The sequence below is a fragment of the Mesonia aquimarina genome, assembly GCF_003667275.1.
GTDB classification, from domain to species: domain Bacteria; phylum Bacteroidota; class Bacteroidia; order Flavobacteriales; family Flavobacteriaceae; genus Mesonia; species Mesonia aquimarina.
This window is the reverse complement of the sequence record NZ_RCNV01000001.1, coordinates 657,771-675,154: the sequence shown is the minus strand read 5'-3', so window position 1 is coordinate 675,154 and position 17,384 is coordinate 657,771. Positions and strand designations below refer to the sequence as shown.

The following is a 17,384-nucleotide window of genomic DNA, read 5'->3' as shown; positions in this document are numbered from 1 at the left end:
TTACCTTGGAATTTCTATAGATTTGGTAATCATTTCTACAACATCTTTGGTTTTCAAGCCTTCCATTTCTCGCTCTGGCGACAAAATAATACGGTGACCTAGAACCGGATTTAATGATTTTTTTACGTCTTCTGGAATAACAAAATCTCGACCATTGATGGCAGCGTAAGCTTTTGCTGCATTCATAATGGCAATTGAAGCTCGCGGCGAACCTCCTAAAAATAAATGAGGATGATTTCTGGTTTTAGTTACAATTTGAGCAATGTAATTAATAATTTTTTCTTCAATTACAATTTCGTGAATTTGTGTTCTAAATTTATTTAATAATTCTGGCGATAAAACCGGCTCTATAATTTCTGTCGGATTTATTTCTTTACGTTCGTGGTGACTTTGTAAAATTTTTATTTCTTCATCTAAAGATGGATATTCTACATTTATTTTGAAAATAAAACGGTCTAATTGTGCTTCGGGCAAAGCGTATGTTCCTTCTTGTTCTACCGGGTTTTGGGTTGCTAAAACCATAAAAGGCGCTTCCATTTTATGCTTTGTGCCGTCAATGGTAATTTGGCGCTCTTCCATTACTTCAAAAAGAGCAGCTTGTGTTTTTGCCGGTGCACGGTTTATCTCATCAATTAAAACGATGTTAGAAAAAATTGGTCCGGGTTTAAATTCAAATTCAGAATTATTATTTAAAATAGAGGTTCCTAAAACATCACTGGGCATTAAATCTGGTGTAAACTGAATTCTGCTAAAATCTGTTTTTATAGATTTTGCAAAAAGTTTGGCTGTAATTGTTTTTGCAATTCCAGGAACACCTTCTATTAATACGTGCCCGTTTGCCAATAAGCCAACTATTAATAATTCAACAAAATCTTCTTGTCCAATAATTACTTTGGCGAGTTGAGCCTTTAATTTTTCAACCGAATTTTTTAATTCGTCTAACGGAATTCGATTATCAAAATTTAAATTTTCTGGTGTATGTTTTTCTGGATTAGATTGTTCTTGTTCCATTATGTGTTTTGTTTAAAAGTGCTGATTTTTTTATGTAGCGACAGTAATTCTTCCTTAGAAATTTTTGGTTTTTGCTGAATTTTTTCAATAAAATTAAAAAGTGCTTTAACCTCTTCTAATTTATTTTTGGTGCGTTCGGCTAAGGTTAGATAAAATTCATCATTAATTTTTCCGGTATCGGTACGTAAACCTGTTCTAATGAAATACAGTAAATATTCAATTTGTTTTTCGGCAATTGCTTTATGATCTTTTTTATCTAGATACATACCTGCAACTGTCCTAGTATAATCGTAGGTTTGATTTTTTAATGGCGGAATTATTTTAATACTTTTTTGCTTTCGTTTTCCTTCAAAAAATACAAACAAAATTGCACCAATTATCACAAAATAATATGCCCATTTTAAATAGCGATTGCTGAATAAAATATAAAGTGGCGAGGTGTGAATTACTTTTCCGGGTTTATAGTTTTTATCCCAAAAAATAGTGTTGTTTAAATTTATATACGCTAAAACATTTTCAACATATTGGTAATTATTTTTAGTAAGCATAAAATAGTTACTAAAAATTTCTGGAGAAGAGTGTAATAAAATTTCTCCTTTACCAAAAGGTGCTTTTATAAAATTTACTAAAGGTTTTTTTATAACATTGTTTTCTTCTTTAAGATTTGCAACACCTAAAACTGTCTGGTTTGCCGTATCTATTTCCCGAAAAAACATAAGGTCTTTATTATGCGTAAACTCGTATGCATCTTTACTTTTTAGTGCTGGATTTACCAAATTTACTTGCGGATGACTAGTAAGATCGTCGGTTTGTATGCGTGCGCGTTGTTCTATGTTTAGCGTATCTAAAAGATTACCTTGAAAATTATCTGCCGCTATAAAAACTTGATTTCCTTTTTCTACCCAAGCTAATAATTTATCAAGTTCGGCATCATCAATATAAATACTATTACTGATAAAAAAATAGGTTCCATTTTTTAAACTATCGCTTAAATGAATGTAAGGCGATTGAAACATTGGTTGAATATCTTGCGCCTTTTCTGAAAGATTTTCGTAAAAAATATAGGTTCCTAATGGAATTTTATCTGTTTCTGCATAAGACGGAAACCAATTTACAGGTTCTGGTTTACTAGCTTCTAAAAACACCAAAAAACCCAGCAATGCAATAAACAGCCCGATTACTATTTTATAGCTTTTATTCATTTGCCTGTTGTTTTATATTTTTTTGCATGCTCTCAAAAGCTTGCTTGGCTAGTGCATAATCTTCTTTACTGACTGAAAAATTTCCGTACCAAATAAAATCGTATAAACGTGTAATTTGATCAAAATTTTCACGTAGTTTTTCTGTACTTATTTCAACTATATATTCGTGATTGGTTTTTTGAAATTGGTAATCAATTATTTCTTTTTCCTTTAATTCTTTTAAAATCAGTAAGTAATAATACCGCACTGCCAATCGGTAATCATTGTTTTTTAAAGCCTCTTTTATAAGTGAGGGAATATTTTCTTGTGTTATTATTTTTTCTTCTTCAGATAAAATTACATCAGGAGTCTTTGCTTTTTTAGTAAGATTCATCGCCGGATTTAATTTAATAAATAACCAAACAATAAACCCTAAAATAGCGGTAATAATTACATAAGGTGCAACCTTAACCAAAAAAGCCACTAAGCCTCCCGGAGAATAATCGCCTACTAACCAAAAGATAAATCTTCGCCAAAGATTACTTAACCAATTTTTAAATCGTTGCCACCAACTAAGTTCTGTATTTTTTTCTATGTAATTAAAATCATCATCGTTTTTATAAGATGCTATTCTTTCTTCATCAAAAACAACCGGCTCTAATAAAGTTTGATCATCATATTTTACTTCTTGACCTACAATAATAGAATCTACTTCTTGTGCGTAAAAATTACTTGAAGTAAAAATAAATAAGAAAAAAAGCAGGTAAAAACGCATTTATTTGTTGTTTCCTAAAGATTCTATGGTTTCGTACGTTCCGGTTTGGTTCTTTTTTTCATTCAAATTAAAGAACATAAAAATAGTGCCAATAATAACAATTGGATACAATAGATACTTTGCTAAGCTACCAAGAATGTTAAGTGTGAGATAAATCCAATCAAACATAAAATCTGGGTCTGCTAAAGTACCAGAATCTCCTGCAACAAAGCCTTTGAATAGGCTATAAATTACAGCGGGGAGATCAAAAACAAACCCTATTAATCCGTAAATAAGTGAAATAACAAAGAAGGTAAAAAAAGTGGTCCACCAATTTCCTTTAATAAGCGAAAAACTATATGAAATAGATTCTGAAACGCCCAATTTATTAAAAACTAAAATAGAAAATAACATGCTAAACGGAACGGAGACATAAATACCGGGCAGAATACATATAAAAAATCCAATTAAAATAAGTAACCAAGATAAAAAACTAAGTCCTAAAAAACTTGCCCAATTTTGCTTTACCCCTTGTAAAACTTCATCAATATTTATAGTGCCTTCATTTTTAATATAAGATTCTATCGCGTGCTGATAAGCGCCATACATTAATGAATAATAAAACCAGCTTGCTAAAATTAACACCACAAAACCTACAAAAATACCCGAATAAAAATCAGAAAAACTCTCTAATATCATATTACTATTTGCCCCAACCATAATATTTTCACTTATATTTAGTGAAACATAAGTATAGTAAGTAATAGCTAATAACATCACTAAAAGAACTGGCCAAAGCACTTTTAAAAAGACTTCAAATAAAACTTTATAATTTTGTTTTATAAAAGCAAAGGTATCGCTAATAATTTCGCCTAGTTCTCGCTCTTTTTTAAAATTGATGTAAGTAGAATTATTCATGAGTCTGTAATGATTTTTTGTATAAATAATGAGGATAAAAAACGTAATAAAATAAAATAAACGCTAACGAAATACTGATAATAATAATTGCAAGCCAGTCTGGCATTTCGGTATGTCTAGTTACAAAACCTTCTAGAAATCCTGCAATAATAAATAAAGGAACAGTACTAATCACTATTTTTAATCCATTTTTTGTTCCTTGCACAAAAGATTGCAAACGTGTGTAAGTTCCCGGAAAAAGAATACTTTTACCAACCACTAAACCTGCGCAACCTGCTACAATAATAACCGAAATTTCTATAGTACCGTGAATCCAAATAGTTCTTGCAGATTCCCACAGCATCCCTTTTTCGTAGAAAAAATATTGGAAAGCACCTAACATGATTCCGTTTTGCATCATCATAAAAAGTGTGCCAATTCCCAACAAAACACCAAAGGTAAACGCCATTAAAGCTACTTTTACGTTGTTTATTGTTATTCCTAGAAACATGTTCATTTCTCCGGCCTCTTTATATACCGCCATCGGATCGTTATTCTCAATATTTTCTAAGGTCATATTTACATAAGCGTCGCCTAAAATAGAACGCACAAAATCTCCATCTTGAGAAGCAGAATACGCCCCAATAATGGCAAATAATAAAAACACAAAAAAAGAAAGCAATAATTGTTTTTGATATTGATAAAAACTAAGTGGAAATTCTTTTGTAAAAAAAGTAATAAAACGTTTTCTAGACTCCTTTTTGGTTTTATAAATCTTTTGGTGCGCTTTAGAAGATATGTTATTTAAATAGCGTGAAGTCTCGCTATTAGGGTAAAAAGTTTGTGCAAAACTTAAATGATCCGTCACTTCTATGTATAGCGAAGAGAGTTCGTCTGGAGAAATTTGAATTTTATTCGAAAGAACATTTTCAAATTTTAACCATTTATCCTTATTTTGCTTCACAAAAGCTGCTTCGCGCATTTTTTTACGTAAAAAATTAGTTTTCCAAAGAAACATATTAATGAATAAATTTCAAATAGAAACCGCCCAAAATATCAACATACAACAAAATGTGGCCGGTATTGGTGATCGTTTGCTCGCTTACTTTGTAGATTTTTTAGTAATAATTGCCTACGAGCTAATGATGTTATTTGTAGTAGCAACTCTTCTCACTACGATGGAAAATCAAATTTGGATGATGTTGTTAGTTTTTGGTTTACCACCTTTTTTATATCATTTATTATTTGAAATTTTTTGGAACGGTAGATCTCTAGGAAAAGCAGTAATGAGAATTCGAGTTGTAAAAATTGACGGTTCCAAACCAAGTTTTTCTGCATATCTAATCCGCTGGTTGTTAAGAATCATAGACATTAGTTTATGTAGCGGTGGTATTGCCGTAGTAACTATTTTATTAAACGGAAAAGGACAACGTATTGGCGATCTTGCGGCAAAAACTACGGTTATTTCAGAACGGGAACAAGTGTCGTTGAATCAAACTTTATTGGTAGAATTACCAGAAGATTATGAAGCTACTTATCCACAGGTAACCGTTTTTTCAGACTATGAAATGCAGCAAATAAAAACGATGTTTGTAAAAGCTAAAAGAAATTCAAATCACGGCGTTATTAATTCCTTAGCCAATCGTGTTGCAACTGTTATGGAAATTGAACCCAAAGAAAAGTCATTAGCATTTTTAAATCGCATTATTAAAGATTACAATTATTACACACAAAATTAATGGATTACGTTTTATTATTTGATATTTTAGGAGTTGTCGCCTTTTCTATTTCTGGTGTTTTAAGTTCGTTAAGAAAACGTATGGACGCTTTCGGAATATTAATTATAGCTTTTGTAACTTCAGTGGGTGGTGGTACTTTGCGCGATTTACTTATAGGAACTCCTGTAGCCTGGATGCGAAATATGACCTATGTTTACGTTATTATTGCAACCACAATTTTAGCTGTTATTTTCAGAAAAAAATTAAACTATTTTAGAAGATCTTTATTTTTGTTTGATACCATTGGGATTGGATTATACACCGTTCTTGGAGTGGAAAAAGGACTTGCTGCAGATTTATCTCCTATTGTTTGTGTTGCTCTCGGCACAACAACAGCTTGTTTTGGTGGTGTAATTCGTGATATTTTATGTAATGATATTCCGGTAATTTTTAGAAAAGAAATTTATGCAACAGCATGCATCTTAGGCGGGATAACTTATTTCATTCTATTACAATTCGGTTTTTTGGAAGGTGTAATCTTTATTGCTTCGGGAATTGTAGTGATTTTAGTACGCTTATTGGCTGTTTATTTTAAATTACAATTGCCATCAATTTATAGTAAAAAAGAGCTTAATGAATAATTTCTATGTTCATTTCAACATTTTCTTCCGGCCATTCTTTGTTATCCACTTTAACTTGAGCAATTTTATCTACTACCTCCATTCCGCTAATTACTTCTCCAAAAACTGTATGATCATCGTCTAAATGATGAGCTCCACGCTTGCTCTGAACAATAAAAAATTCAAAAGGTGAAGAAGCTTTACTTACATTTTGTTCGCTGTATTTTGCAGCAGAAAAAGCACCTCTAGTATGACGATATTTTTGATGAAATTCACTCGGAATTAAATAAGAACCCACTCGATTTCTTACTTTAGTAGTTGCCACACGATCACTATTTCCACCCTGAATAACAAAATCTTTTGCAACACGATGAAAAAAAGTAGTATCAAAATAACCCATCTTCACCAAACGAATAAAGTTAGCGCGATGTAAAGGTGTATCTTTATAGAGTTTCACTTTAATTTCTCCAAAAGAAGTAGAGATTAATACTAAATCTTCAGCATTCTTTTGACCATAATTTTTTAAAAACGGAATTAACTCTTCTTGTTCAAGATATTCTATAGAAGCAAGATCAACTTTCGTTTTTGTTCCGCCGGCAGGAATTTTAATGCTATTAATTAAACTATCGTGTTTTTTACTTTTCTCTTTATTTAGCTCCGTTTTTTTAGGATCTATTTTTTTTGTTTTAGTATCTTCACAACTGTAAAAAACAGCGGTACAAAATAACAAGCAAATAAGGTATTTAGCGAATGACATTTTCAGAGTTTAAAAAATCTGTTTCAAAAATAGAAAAAATTGATCGTATTGGAGAAAAAGCGCACCTAGAAATGGTGCCAGAATTTAGACATAAAGAATTAGAAAGAGCTCCATTGGAAAAGGCTAACCCAAAACAGGCCGCAGTCTTAGCACTTTTTTACCCTGATAAAACCGAAGAAACTCATCTTGTTTTAATTTTAAGAAAAACCTATAAAGGTGTTCATTCTGCACAAATTGGTTTTCCCGGAGGAAGAGTAGAAAAAACCGATAAGAATTTAGAAGAAACCGCCATACGCGAAACTTTTGAAGAAATTGGCGTAAGACCAGAGCAAATACAGATCTTAAAAGAATTAACTGAAATTTATATTCCGCCATCTAATTTTTGGGTACAACCCTTTTTAGGAATTTCAGAAAATACTCCAGATTTTATTCGTCAAGAAACAGAAGTAGAAGAAATTTTAGAAATAAAACTCACCGATTTTTTAGATCATTCAAACCTTATTACAAAAAAACTGTCTACATCATATGCACAAAATGTAAGTGTGCCGGCTTTTTTATTAAATAATCATGTAGTTTGGGGTGCTACAGCAATGATGCTCAGTGAAATAAAGCTTATGCTGAATAAAGTACTTTAAAAATTGAAATTTGTATATTTGACGGCTCTAAAAATCTAAAAAAACTTATGGGATTATTCAAAAAAAATCCTTTCGGACATATACTTTTTATAAAAAAATGGCTTATTAGAATTTTGGGTGCCATGACACATCGGCGCTACCGAGGTTTTAATGAACTTAAAATTGAAGGCTCAGAGATCATAAAAAGTCTACCTGATAAAAACGTTCTATTTGTTTCTAATCACCAAACTTATTTTGCCGATGTGGTAGCAATGTTTCATGTATTTAATGCTAGTTTAAGCGGAAGAGGAAATTCTATAAAGAATGTAAGTTACTTATGGAATCCTAAGTTAAATGTATATTATATAGCTGCAAAAGAAACAATGAAATCTGGTTTATTGGCTCGTATTTTGGCTTATGCTGGCTCAATTTCAGTTGAAAGAACTTGGCGAGAAAAAGGAAAAGAAGTCAATAGACAAGTAAAAATGAGTGACATTACCAGTATCGGTAAAGCCTTAGACGATGGTTGGGTGATAACTTTTCCACAAGGAACAACAAAACCTTGGAGACCACTTAGAAAAGGAACGGCACATATTATTAGGAAATATCAACCCGTTGTTGTACCTATTGTTATTGATGGTTTTAGACGCTCTTTCGATAAAAAAGGTATACGCATAAAGAAAAGAGGAATTTTACAATCTATGGTGATAAAAGAACCTCTAGAGTTTGATTATGATAATGAGTCTGTAGATAGTATCATCGAAAAATTAGAATATGCTATCGAGCAGCACCCTTCATTCTTGAAAGTTATCTCTGAGAAAGAACTAAAAATTCAAGAAGAGCTTAACGAAATGCGCCGTTGGAGTTATAAAGAGTAAAATGATGAGTAAACTGTAATTTACAAACACTACTGAAAAAAATACAGGAGAATAAAAATGAGCAATGCTGAAAAATTTCTTGAAACATATAAAGAATTAGCAGATGAAAGCTTCAAAAAATTTGGCTATTACTACCCGCCAAAAACTTGGAAAGAATTTGATGCTCACAACTATAATTTTTATAAAAATTTTTTAAAAGACAAAGAAGATGAAATAAAGAGGACAAAGGGATTTATTCGCTTAGCTAAAACAATAAATGACTTTGGATTTTATAATTTGTATCAAAACTTTGATTTTAAAAATCTTAATGATGTTCTGTTTCAAACGTCAAGACAAAAGTTATTAAACAGAAGTATTTTAGCAAGCGGAACTGATCATTGCAATGTTCTTTTCGATGCTTTTAGTTCATTTTCTTGTAACGATTTTTCTATTATAGATTATTTCTTTCCTAAAGATCTGCCTCAATCCAAAGGCAAATTTTACACAGAAGTTTCAGTAAACTTGCTAAAAGTACTTTATTACGAGCAGAAGCAATTTCAGGACGAAGCACTTGAAAAAGCAAACAAGTTCCTGTCGAAAAAAAATATAGGTTGGGAAAAATACACCATTCAATATTTTAAAGCTTTGATCAATAATGACGCCAAAGACGCTAGTAATTCCTTGCAAGGACTATGTACTTCATACCAAAAAATGGAACATTCTGTTAATAAGTTAAATAATAAGCTTGAAAAGTATTTTGCATATGAAATTAATGGAATGTATCGTTTCGCGATGATTGTGAATCAAGAGTTGTTTGAAGAAATAAAACAACCAAATCATCATTGCTTTTCAAACAAATTTGAACAATGGCAAAAAGAGAACAATTTTCCAAAAGGAAAAGTATTTTATAAATATCCAAAAGAAATGGAGTTTATAAACGCAATTTATGAAACAGAATTGCCTACAGTAGAACTTTATAACCCATATCCTGAAAGAAAAAAAATCAAACTTTTTAGAAATGTTGAGAAGTTTATCGAAGATTTAATTGAAAATGCAAATAAAAAAATATAAATAGCAATTGCTATAATTGATTCTAACAAAGAGCTAAAATAAATAAGACATTTTATCAACTTTGCATTTCCAGCTTTTTTATTTCACGGTAATTTTGTTTCAATTTTTTAAGTAAAATTCCATAGACAAGAGAATAAATACCCCAAAGAATTAACAAAAATATGGTTATCATAAAAACGCCAATGGCTATAATTTTGAACCAATTGATAGATTCAGGGTTTAATTCTATGCCTTCGGGTGGGTAAATGAAAGTAAAGATAAAAAATAATAAACCGGTAATTCCAGCAGAAATCAGAACATATAAAATGTAATGTTTTACAACTCTTCTTGTCTTTAAAATATTACGCATTAATCTAGAGGCGTTGTCTGTTGTAGAGATTGATTTAAAATTTTTATAAAACTTATAAATGAAAAAGCCTGTAATTAAATAGCTTAAACAGTATATGATAATTGTAACGGTTTTAAGATGCATATTTTCTAATTCTTTCCAGAAATTATCATCCATCATAAAGATGTTTAATATAATCCCTAAACCAAGTTCTATAATGCTAATAATAAAAATCCACTTTACGATTGAAGAAGATTTTTTCAATAACATAGGGTAAAGCTCCTTTGCTTTATAATGCGGAAGACTACTTTCTTGCTTCTTCCAATCTTTTTTTAATAATTCTAATTCATCCATTTTTTACGGATTTAAAATACTTCTCAGCTTTTTCTTAATTCTATTCATTTTCACTCTTGCGTTAACTTCGCTGACTCCTAACATTTCAGAAATTTCATTATAGTTTTTATCTTCTAGGTATAAAAAAACTAAAGCTTTATCAATATCATTTAATTCATGAAGTGCAGCATACATTACTTTAAGTTGTTGCTCTGTAGTATCGTCATATTCTTCAGCTTTTATTCTAAAAAGAACAGTGTCAAAATCTTGAGTTTTCACCCTTCTTTTTGATTTTCTATAAAGTGTAATTGCGGTATTTAGCGCAACACGATACATCCAAGTGCTAAATTTTGCCTCTCCTCTAAATTTTGGATAAGCTTTCCATAGCTGAATGGTTATTTCTTGAAACAGGTCATTGTGCGCATCTTGGCTATTTGTATAAATTCTACAGACCTTATGCACAATATTCTGGTGTTTTTCCAGCAGTTCTACAAAGCTATTTTCGAGTTCCTTTGTCACACAATTAAGTTAGTTATTAAGTAAGTAGATGTTTTATTGTATTTGTTACAATTTATATCAGAAATTATAGAAACCCTAACATAAAAATAGTCTTAAGCTCCTTAAATTTGAACTAAAATATTTCTTATGAATATTCCTAAATCAGATTTACCTCGCGTAGTAATTATTGGCGGTGGTTTTGCAGGAATAAATCTTGTGAAAAATCTAATGAAAACAAAGCGTTTTCAGGTAGTATTAATAGATAAACGGAATTACCATACTTTTCAGCCTTTACTGTATCAAGTTTCTACTTCAGGTTTAGAGCCAGATTCTATAGCTTATCCGTTACGGAAAATTATTACTAATAAAGCTAATGCTTTTTTTAGGCTAGCTGAAGTAGTTTCTGTCGATCCCGATCATAACACAATCCATACTAGTATTGGCGAGCTCACTTATGATTATTTAGTGATTGCTACAGGTTCTAAAACCAATTTCTTTGGGAATGAAAGTATTGAAAAAAACGGAATGTGGATGAAAACCATTCCGCAAGCATTAAATATTAGAAGCTTAATTTTAGAAAACCTCGAAGAAGCCACCATTACAAAAGATCAAGAAACGCGTAAAGCTTTATTAAATTTTGTAATTGCCGGAGCAGGACCAACTGGTGTAGAATTGAGTGGTGCAATTGCAGAGGTTAGGAATAATGTAGTGCCTAAAGACTATCCTGATATAGATATTAGTGAAATAAAAATTCATTTATTAGAAGGTTTAGATCGTGTTTTACCACCGATGAGTGAAAAATCATCAGCTAAAGCTTCAAATTTTTTAAAAGATTTAGGCGTAAAAATTCACCTAAATACCATGGTGGAAAATTACGATGGTACTACCGTAAAAACCAATCAAGATTTAGAATTTAAAACCAGCACCTTTATTTGGAGTGCTGGCGTAACGGGTGCGCCTGTAAATGGAATTAATGGAAGTTCATTAATTGAAAAAGCGAATCGTTATGAAGTAAATGTCTTTAATCAAATAAAAGATTACGAAACCGTATTTGCCATTGGAGATATTGCCTTGATGAAAAGTGAAGATTACCCTAAAGGTCATCCAATGGTCGCACAGCCGGCGATTCAACAAGGAGAACATTTGGCAAAAAATTTAAAGCGATTAGTTGAGAAGAAAAAACTAGAACCTTTTTCATATAGAGATAAAGGAACCATGGCTACCATTGGCAGAAACAAAGCAGTGGTCGATTTAAAACGTTCTAGTTTTGGTGGTTTTTTTGCTTGGTTTGTGTGGATGTTTGTTCATTTATGGTTCTTAGTGGGGTTTAGAAATAGAATCATTACATTTTTTAATTGGACATATAGCTATATAAATTTTGATCGTGCTGCTAGATTAATTATTAGACCATTTAAACGTGAGAAAGAAAAGGAAAAAGTTGCTGAGGATTAATTTTTTTGTTGAATTCTAAAAAAACGAGCTAAAGATTTTAATTTTTTTAGTCCAAAAACACATAATACCGAAATGCAAGCAGCTGTTCCTAATCCGCCGCCATATCCGTTAAAAAAATTGCTTGAGTTTTTATATAATAATGCAAATAGAACTCCTGCAATAGCAACATACATATATTTTTGAAGTACTTTTTTAGAAACCATACCAACAAAAGAAGCTCCAAAAAATAAGAGTGGAATATTTTTTTGAAAATGATCATCAACCAAATTAGGGAATAAATAAAAAATCATTCCTAAAATTAAAGAGGGTAATGCTGAAGCTTTTACTGCGTCTAAACTGGTATTTCTTGTTAAAAAATAGGGGAGTATAGCTCCAATAATACCCGTAATTATGTAAATTATTAATTCCATACACCTGTAAAAATAAAGGTTAAAAAAACAGCTAAAGCAACACCAACAAAGGCTAGTGTTCCTAATTTACCACCAAAACCATTTAGATTTTGCAGAGAAATACAAAACATGATCCCACTTAATATTGAAGCAAAACCAATAAAAACATAATGGTTTTCTGTTAGCGGTTGACACATTCCTATAAAAGAACCACAGTAAATAGCTGTTTGAAATTGATTTCCTTCATTTTTTTTAGGCCAATTTTTTGGTATAAAAGAACCCATAACGCCTACTGCTGCAGATCCAATTACTACTCCTAATCCTAGGTTGATGTTGAGGTAAGTGGTAAGCAAAGCCCCAATTAAAACAGCTAAAATTAATAGAGGATTGCCAAGTTTTATTTTTTTATTTTTCTGAAATAAGTATAAATACCCTATAGACATCAGTAAAGTAATAAACATTGTTAAAAGGCTGATGTAAACAGAATTCTTATCTTCCATAATTATGTGATAAGTAAACAGAAGATGTATTACATAGATCACAACTAATGGAAAAGCAGATCTTTTTTGATGTGTTTTAAAACCGATAATAGAATTGCTTTAAGTTTTTTTACAAAGATGAATTTTTTAGGAAAGAAAAACTACGGATGAATAAAAAAAACCACCGATAAAAAAATCGGTGGTTGGTTATAAAAAAGTTGGTTAAAAAGTTTTAGTTGATAATATTACGATTTATTCAACAAGTAATTTTTGAGTTTGTCCTTGTAGATTTCTTACAATATAAGTTCCAGAAGTTAAATTTGCAGTGCTTATGTAAGTTGCATTTTTTGCACTTAAAATTTTTCTTCCTTGGATATCAAAAAGGTCAAATGTTGTTGGTTGGTTAAAAAACACTTTTTCTCCTTTTACAGGATTTGGATAAAGAACAAAATTTTCAGCTTGTTTTGTAAAACGATCAGTAAAAAGTAATACATTGTCTAAAGTATAAACACTAATAGTAGCGCTAACTTCATTTGCAATTACAATTAAACCCTTATCTTCTGAATTATCTTCAGGAGCAACATAAACAATACTTTCTGGCGCTAAATCTCCTTGAATTTCATCACCTTCTTGTCCATCTACAGTACTTCTGTTGTTATAGTAACCTTCAAAAATTGGTGCATTTGGGTCAGTAATATTATAAACCATAAATCCGCCAACACGCTCTAAACCAATGAATGCATAAAATTTATTATTTATTTCTTTTACAATTACCGCTTCAGGTTCTGGTCCTTTATTATCACTACGGTTTTTCAATTCGTTTTCGTCATCTGTAGCGTTAAAAATTGCGCTATAGGTGGGGTCTTCTTCTAAGATACGTTCAAAATCAGAGCCGCTGTCAAAAACTTGTGTTCCGGTTGAAGCGTTATAAATACTGAAAGATCTTCCTCCAAAAACGTGAATTTCTTCATACTCACTATCATTGTCAGTATCACCATTTTCTGAGGTTAGGTTAATTTTTCCTAAATTTTCTTCAATTTCAAGAAAAGCTTGGTTAGGAAACATATTTGCATCTAACGTAATATCCTCTAAATTTACTTCTTCCTCAATAGCATCATATTCTCTAGCATCACCTTCGTTAGCTGTTACATAATAAGTAGTTCCATTTATCGTGTAATTGGCAATAGCATCTGGCATGTACATACCTTTGATTGGCCAAGTTGCCATAAATATAAAATCTTGCTCGTTAGAAGTATCTAAAGCATTTTCCGGTAAACTGTGATCTTTTAATCCCATTGGGAAAATATCGGTAATTTGCATAGCAGATAAATCTATTGCAGCAATTGCATTATTTTCTTGAAGGCTTACCCAAGCCATTTGAGAATCTGCAGATACCGTAATATATTCTGGCTCTAAATCTTGAGAAACACTGGCATTTGGTCCAAATAAACGGATATCTTGACTTTGCAATTGAGCCTTTTGCGAATCGAAAGCATTAAAATCTAAGGTAGTTACATTTGCTTGTGTAAGGTTAGCAATACCGCCAGTTAAATCGATTATAGATATTGTTCCTTCAGGATCTATGCTGTAGTCACTTTCTGGCTCTCCTTCATTCGCAACCAACAGTTTAGTTCCGTCTGGTGTAAAACTAATCATATCCGGCAGCGCACCCGCTTCAACTGTAGAAATCACGGTTCCATTAGTATCCATAAATACGATTGTTCCGTTTTGTCCAACAGCATCAGGTACAGCTGTTGCAGCTACAGTTCCGTTATAAAAATCTACACTTGTTCCGCTATCTCCGTAACTTGATAAATCTATTGTAGAAATGGTACTTATATTTAACGGATTACTAAAATCTAAAATTTCTATAGAAGCATTTCCGCTGTTCATCACGAATAAACGCTCTGTAGAAGGATCGTGAGCTACTATTTCTGAACCTGGATTTGCACCGGTGATAGCATAACTTGTTGCGAAATTAATTCCTAATTCATTGGTAGCTGTTGGAGCATGCATTTCATCATCTAATATGTAAACCACACTTAAATTAGTATCGCCCAAAGTAGCGTTTGTAGCATTGCTTAGTTCTAATGCCAATAAAGTATCTGGTTGCGCATCGCTGTTATTTGGAATAGAAATAGTAATACTTTTTGTTAAACTACCGCTTGTGGTAAAGCTAAGTGTTTCATTTGTGTAAGTGTAATGTTGCCCGTCTACTGCAGTACTTTCATTTAATAAAACAGAAACATCTACCGTAGCGTCATTTTGTGGTAATGCTGAAATTGAAATCGTTAAAGTAGCTGTTCCATCAGTTTCATTTACGCTGATGTAAGCATCATCAAAATTGATCTCTGGAGTGGTTTGAACGTAAGAAGTGATTTTTTTGTTAGCATCTAAAATTTCACTTGCATGAATGTTATTGGTAAATAGACCAATGCAGGTGAAAAACATAGCTAAACTAAGGTAAGTTTTTTTCATAATATTTTGCTTTAGTTTTTATGGCTTCAAAAGTAGTTTTAGGTTTTTAAAAAAGCTTCAACTGAAGATTATCTTAGTTTTATTTAATTATAAAACAGTGCCCTTTTTTGAAGTGTTTTAACCTTTAGAATATATCAAGTTATCCGAAAATTAACATAGCTGTGTTGGTGAGTACAGTTCAGCTATTAAATATAACAACTGAGTAATAATTTGTTTGTGTAATTGGCTACTTGCGCCATCTTTGTGGGAGAAACAGAACATTTTGTATCTTGTTAAGAAATAATTTATGAAACTAAAACCTATTAAAATATTAGCTCGAGTAGCCTTAATTGTCACGCTGATAATTGTATTGTTAAGTTTTGTTTTTTCAGGATTTAAAACATCTGTTTTGTTAGACTTTGAAGGGATGCTCATTAATTTTGTGTATGCTTTTGTGTTGACCGTAGTAAATTTTGTGTTCTTTTTTTGGCTCGAAAAAAAGTTAGATTGGAGCACACAAGGGAAGTTGCGTTTTATTGTTGGCGTTTTTGGTTCTGTTTTATTAACAACGTTTGCATTTGGGGTTTGTAGAGCATTTCATTTAGTTTTAATTAGAGATCGCTACAGTTTTACAGAGTTTTTAGCAGAAGAAAGTATTTCTAATTATTTTTTTCCGTTGCTTTTATCGGCAATTGTGAGTTTGTTTTTTCACGCTTTTTATTTCTACAAAAAAATTCAAGATAATAAAGTTACCGAGCAGAAAATAATTGCCGGAACCGCTTCAGCAAAATTTGATGCTTTAAAAAATCAGTTAGATCCACATTTTTTATTCAACAGCTTAAATGTTTTAAGTGCTTTAATTGATGAAAATCCGGCTGCGGCTCAAAAATTTACCGCTTCTTTATCTAAAGTTTATCGTTATGTTTTAGAGCAAAAAAATAAAGAATTGGTTAGTTTGGAGGAGGAGTTGCGATTTGCGGAAACCTATTTAAGTCTTTTAAAAACGCGTTTTGAAAATAGTATACAATGTGTTTTACCTGAGAATTTAAAGAATCCAGAAGCTAAAATAGTTCCGTTATCGCTTCAATTATTGCTTGAAAACGCGGTGAAGCATAATATTGTTTCAACCGAAAAACCTTTGGTGATAGAAATTGTTGAAGACGATGATGAATTAATTATTAAAAATAAGCTTCAAAAAAAATCAGTAATTCAAAAAGGAGCCGGCGTAGGACTGCAAAATATTCAGCAGCGTTATGAACTTTTAACAAGTAGAAAAGTTTCGATTAATTCAACCAAAAAAAGTTTCGAGATAAAATTACCGCTACTCACTAAAAAAGTAGGAGCAATTGATAAACGCTTAATAAATCAATCAAAATTAGATACTATGAATAAATATTCTATCGCTCAAAACCGTGTAAAAGAAGAAAAAGACTTCTATAGCAACTTAACGGCTTACGTCATTATTATTCCGTTTTTGTTTTTTGTGAATTATATGAGTAACGGACTCGATTTTTTATGGTTTCTTTTTCCTGCATTTGGTTGGGGATTTGGAGTGGCTTACCATTATGTAGATACGTTTGATAAGAACCCATTCTTTTCAAAAAAGTGGGAAGAGCGAAAAATAAAGGAATTTATGAATAACGATAAAAACAATTAATTATGGAACCGAACTACGAAAAACGTTATTACGAAGCGAAAGAACGCGTAAAAGAACTGAAAGATTTTTACATTCATTTAATTGTATATGTGCTGGTTATTGGTTTTTTAGCGATTGTAAATTTTGTGTTTAGCGATACAAGTTATCCTTGGTTTTTGTGGCCGGCAGCAGGTTGGGGAATTGGTATTGCTTTTCAGGCTGCAAACGTTTTTAGAATTAATCCTTTTTTTGATAAACGCTGGGAAGAGAAAAAAGTACAGCAATATTTAAAAGAAGAGGAAGAAAAAGAAATGCAACAACGTTGGGAATAA

Annotated in this window: 19 protein-coding genes; 8 read left to right on the top strand and 11 right to left on the bottom strand. The window is 31.5% G+C overall.

Annotated features, from left to right (window positions below; translation table 11 throughout):
* From D9R05_RS03275 to D9R05_RS03255, 5 genes are read right to left on the bottom strand one after another with little or no spacing between them, the layout of a single operon-like run.
* Positions 1-1,011: an AAA family ATPase gene (locus tag D9R05_RS03275; RefSeq protein WP_121665772.1), complete on the bottom strand. Its 1,011-nt coding sequence runs from the start codon at positions 1,009-1,011 to the stop codon at positions 1-3.
* A complete protein-coding gene (locus tag D9R05_RS03270; RefSeq protein ID WP_121665771.1) occupies positions 1,011-2,213 on the bottom strand; it encodes a DUF4350 domain-containing protein in 1,203 nt (400 codons plus the stop codon). The genes D9R05_RS03275 and D9R05_RS03270 overlap by 1 nt, the downstream gene beginning before the upstream one ends.
* Positions 2,206-2,967 (bottom strand): DUF4129 domain-containing protein, encoded by a 762-nt coding sequence (locus D9R05_RS03265; protein ID WP_121665770.1) that lies wholly within the window; start codon positions 2,965-2,967, stop codon positions 2,206-2,208. The genes D9R05_RS03270 and D9R05_RS03265 overlap by 8 nt, the downstream gene beginning before the upstream one ends.
* A complete protein-coding gene (locus tag D9R05_RS03260; protein WP_121665769.1) occupies positions 2,968-3,864 on the bottom strand; it encodes a hypothetical protein in 897 nt (298 codons plus the stop codon).
* Positions 3,857-4,825, bottom strand: a complete 969-nt coding sequence (locus D9R05_RS03255) for a stage II sporulation protein M (protein ID WP_121665838.1) — start codon at positions 4,823-4,825, stop codon at positions 3,857-3,859. Before D9R05_RS03255 ends, D9R05_RS03260 begins: the two co-directional genes overlap by 8 nt.
* Positions 4,826-4,865: 40 nt before the next feature.
* Here D9R05_RS03255 and D9R05_RS03250 point away from each other — a divergent pair, with 40 nt between their 5' ends.
* Both D9R05_RS03250 and D9R05_RS03245 read left to right on the top strand, forming a co-directional pair.
* A complete protein-coding gene (locus D9R05_RS03250; RefSeq protein ID WP_121665768.1) occupies positions 4,866-5,582 on the top strand; it encodes an RDD family protein in 717 nt (238 codons plus the stop codon).
* Entirely contained in the window at positions 5,582-6,202 is a 621-nt protein-coding gene (locus tag D9R05_RS03245) for a trimeric intracellular cation channel family protein (RefSeq protein WP_121665767.1), read from the top strand. The genes D9R05_RS03250 and D9R05_RS03245 overlap by 1 nt, the downstream gene beginning before the upstream one ends.
* On the opposite strand, the gene D9R05_RS03240 is transcribed toward D9R05_RS03245, so the two are convergent.
* Positions 6,192-6,938, bottom strand: a complete 747-nt coding sequence (locus D9R05_RS03240; RefSeq protein WP_121665766.1) for a peptidylprolyl isomerase — start codon at positions 6,936-6,938, stop codon at positions 6,192-6,194. The two genes, D9R05_RS03245 and D9R05_RS03240, sit on opposite strands and share 11 nt — an antisense overlap.
* Between D9R05_RS03240 and D9R05_RS03235 the strand changes: the two genes are divergently transcribed.
* From D9R05_RS03235 to D9R05_RS03225, 3 genes are read left to right on the top strand one after another with little or no spacing between them, the layout of a single operon-like run.
* A complete protein-coding gene (locus D9R05_RS03235) occupies positions 6,932-7,573 on the top strand; it encodes an NUDIX hydrolase (RefSeq protein WP_121665765.1) in 642 nt (213 codons plus the stop codon). The genes D9R05_RS03240 and D9R05_RS03235 overlap by 7 nt on opposite strands.
* Positions 7,574-7,620: 47 nt before the next feature.
* On the top strand, positions 7,621-8,430 hold the full coding sequence (locus D9R05_RS03230; protein ID WP_121665764.1) for a lysophospholipid acyltransferase family protein: 810 nt from the start codon (positions 7,621-7,623) through the stop codon (positions 8,428-8,430).
* A 57-nt stretch (positions 8,431-8,487) separates the two neighbouring features.
* Complete coding sequence (locus tag D9R05_RS03225) at positions 8,488-9,480, top strand: hypothetical protein (protein WP_121665763.1); 993 nt, start codon at positions 8,488-8,490, stop codon at positions 9,478-9,480.
* Positions 9,481-9,535: 55 nt separating this feature from the next.
* On the opposite strand, the gene D9R05_RS03220 is transcribed toward D9R05_RS03225, so the two are convergent.
* Positions 9,536-10,162 (bottom strand): hypothetical protein, encoded by a 627-nt coding sequence (locus D9R05_RS03220; RefSeq protein WP_121665762.1) that lies wholly within the window; start codon positions 10,160-10,162, stop codon positions 9,536-9,538.
* A gap of 3 nt (positions 10,163-10,165) precedes the next feature.
* Positions 10,166-10,660, bottom strand: coding sequence for an RNA polymerase sigma factor (locus tag D9R05_RS03215; protein WP_121665761.1), 495 nt, complete (start codon positions 10,658-10,660; stop codon positions 10,166-10,168).
* A 126-nt stretch (positions 10,661-10,786) separates the two neighbouring features.
* Here D9R05_RS03215 and D9R05_RS03210 point away from each other — a divergent pair, with 126 nt between their 5' ends.
* A complete protein-coding gene (locus D9R05_RS03210) occupies positions 10,787-12,091 on the top strand; it encodes an NAD(P)/FAD-dependent oxidoreductase (protein ID WP_121665760.1) in 1,305 nt (434 codons plus the stop codon).
* Here the strand turns inward: D9R05_RS03210 and D9R05_RS03205 are convergent.
* The 3 genes from D9R05_RS03205 to D9R05_RS03195 all read right to left on the bottom strand — a co-directional run bounded on the left by D9R05_RS03205 (position 12,088) and on the right by D9R05_RS03195 (position 15,437).
* The gene (locus tag D9R05_RS03205) at positions 12,088-12,501 is read right to left on the bottom strand and encodes a hypothetical protein (RefSeq protein ID WP_121665759.1); all 414 of its coding nucleotides are present in this window, start codon (positions 12,499-12,501) and stop codon (positions 12,088-12,090) included. The two genes, D9R05_RS03210 and D9R05_RS03205, sit on opposite strands and share 4 nt — an antisense overlap.
* Positions 12,492-12,980, bottom strand: coding sequence for a hypothetical protein (locus D9R05_RS03200; protein WP_121665758.1), 489 nt, complete (start codon positions 12,978-12,980; stop codon positions 12,492-12,494). The genes D9R05_RS03205 and D9R05_RS03200 overlap by 10 nt, the downstream gene beginning before the upstream one ends.
* Positions 12,981-13,211: 231 nt before the next feature.
* Positions 13,212-15,437, bottom strand: coding sequence for a choice-of-anchor I family protein (locus D9R05_RS03195; protein ID WP_121665757.1), 2,226 nt, complete (start codon positions 15,435-15,437; stop codon positions 13,212-13,214).
* Between the two features lie 286 nt (positions 15,438-15,723).
* Between D9R05_RS03195 and D9R05_RS03190 the strand changes: the two genes are divergently transcribed.
* Positions 15,724-17,073, top strand: coding sequence for a 2TM domain-containing protein (locus D9R05_RS03190; protein ID WP_121665756.1), 1,350 nt, complete (start codon positions 15,724-15,726; stop codon positions 17,071-17,073).
* Positions 17,074-17,075: 2 nt separating this feature from the next.
* The gene (locus tag D9R05_RS03185) at positions 17,076-17,384 is read left to right on the top strand and encodes a 2TM domain-containing protein (protein WP_121665755.1); all 309 of its coding nucleotides are present in this window, start codon (positions 17,076-17,078) and stop codon (positions 17,382-17,384) included.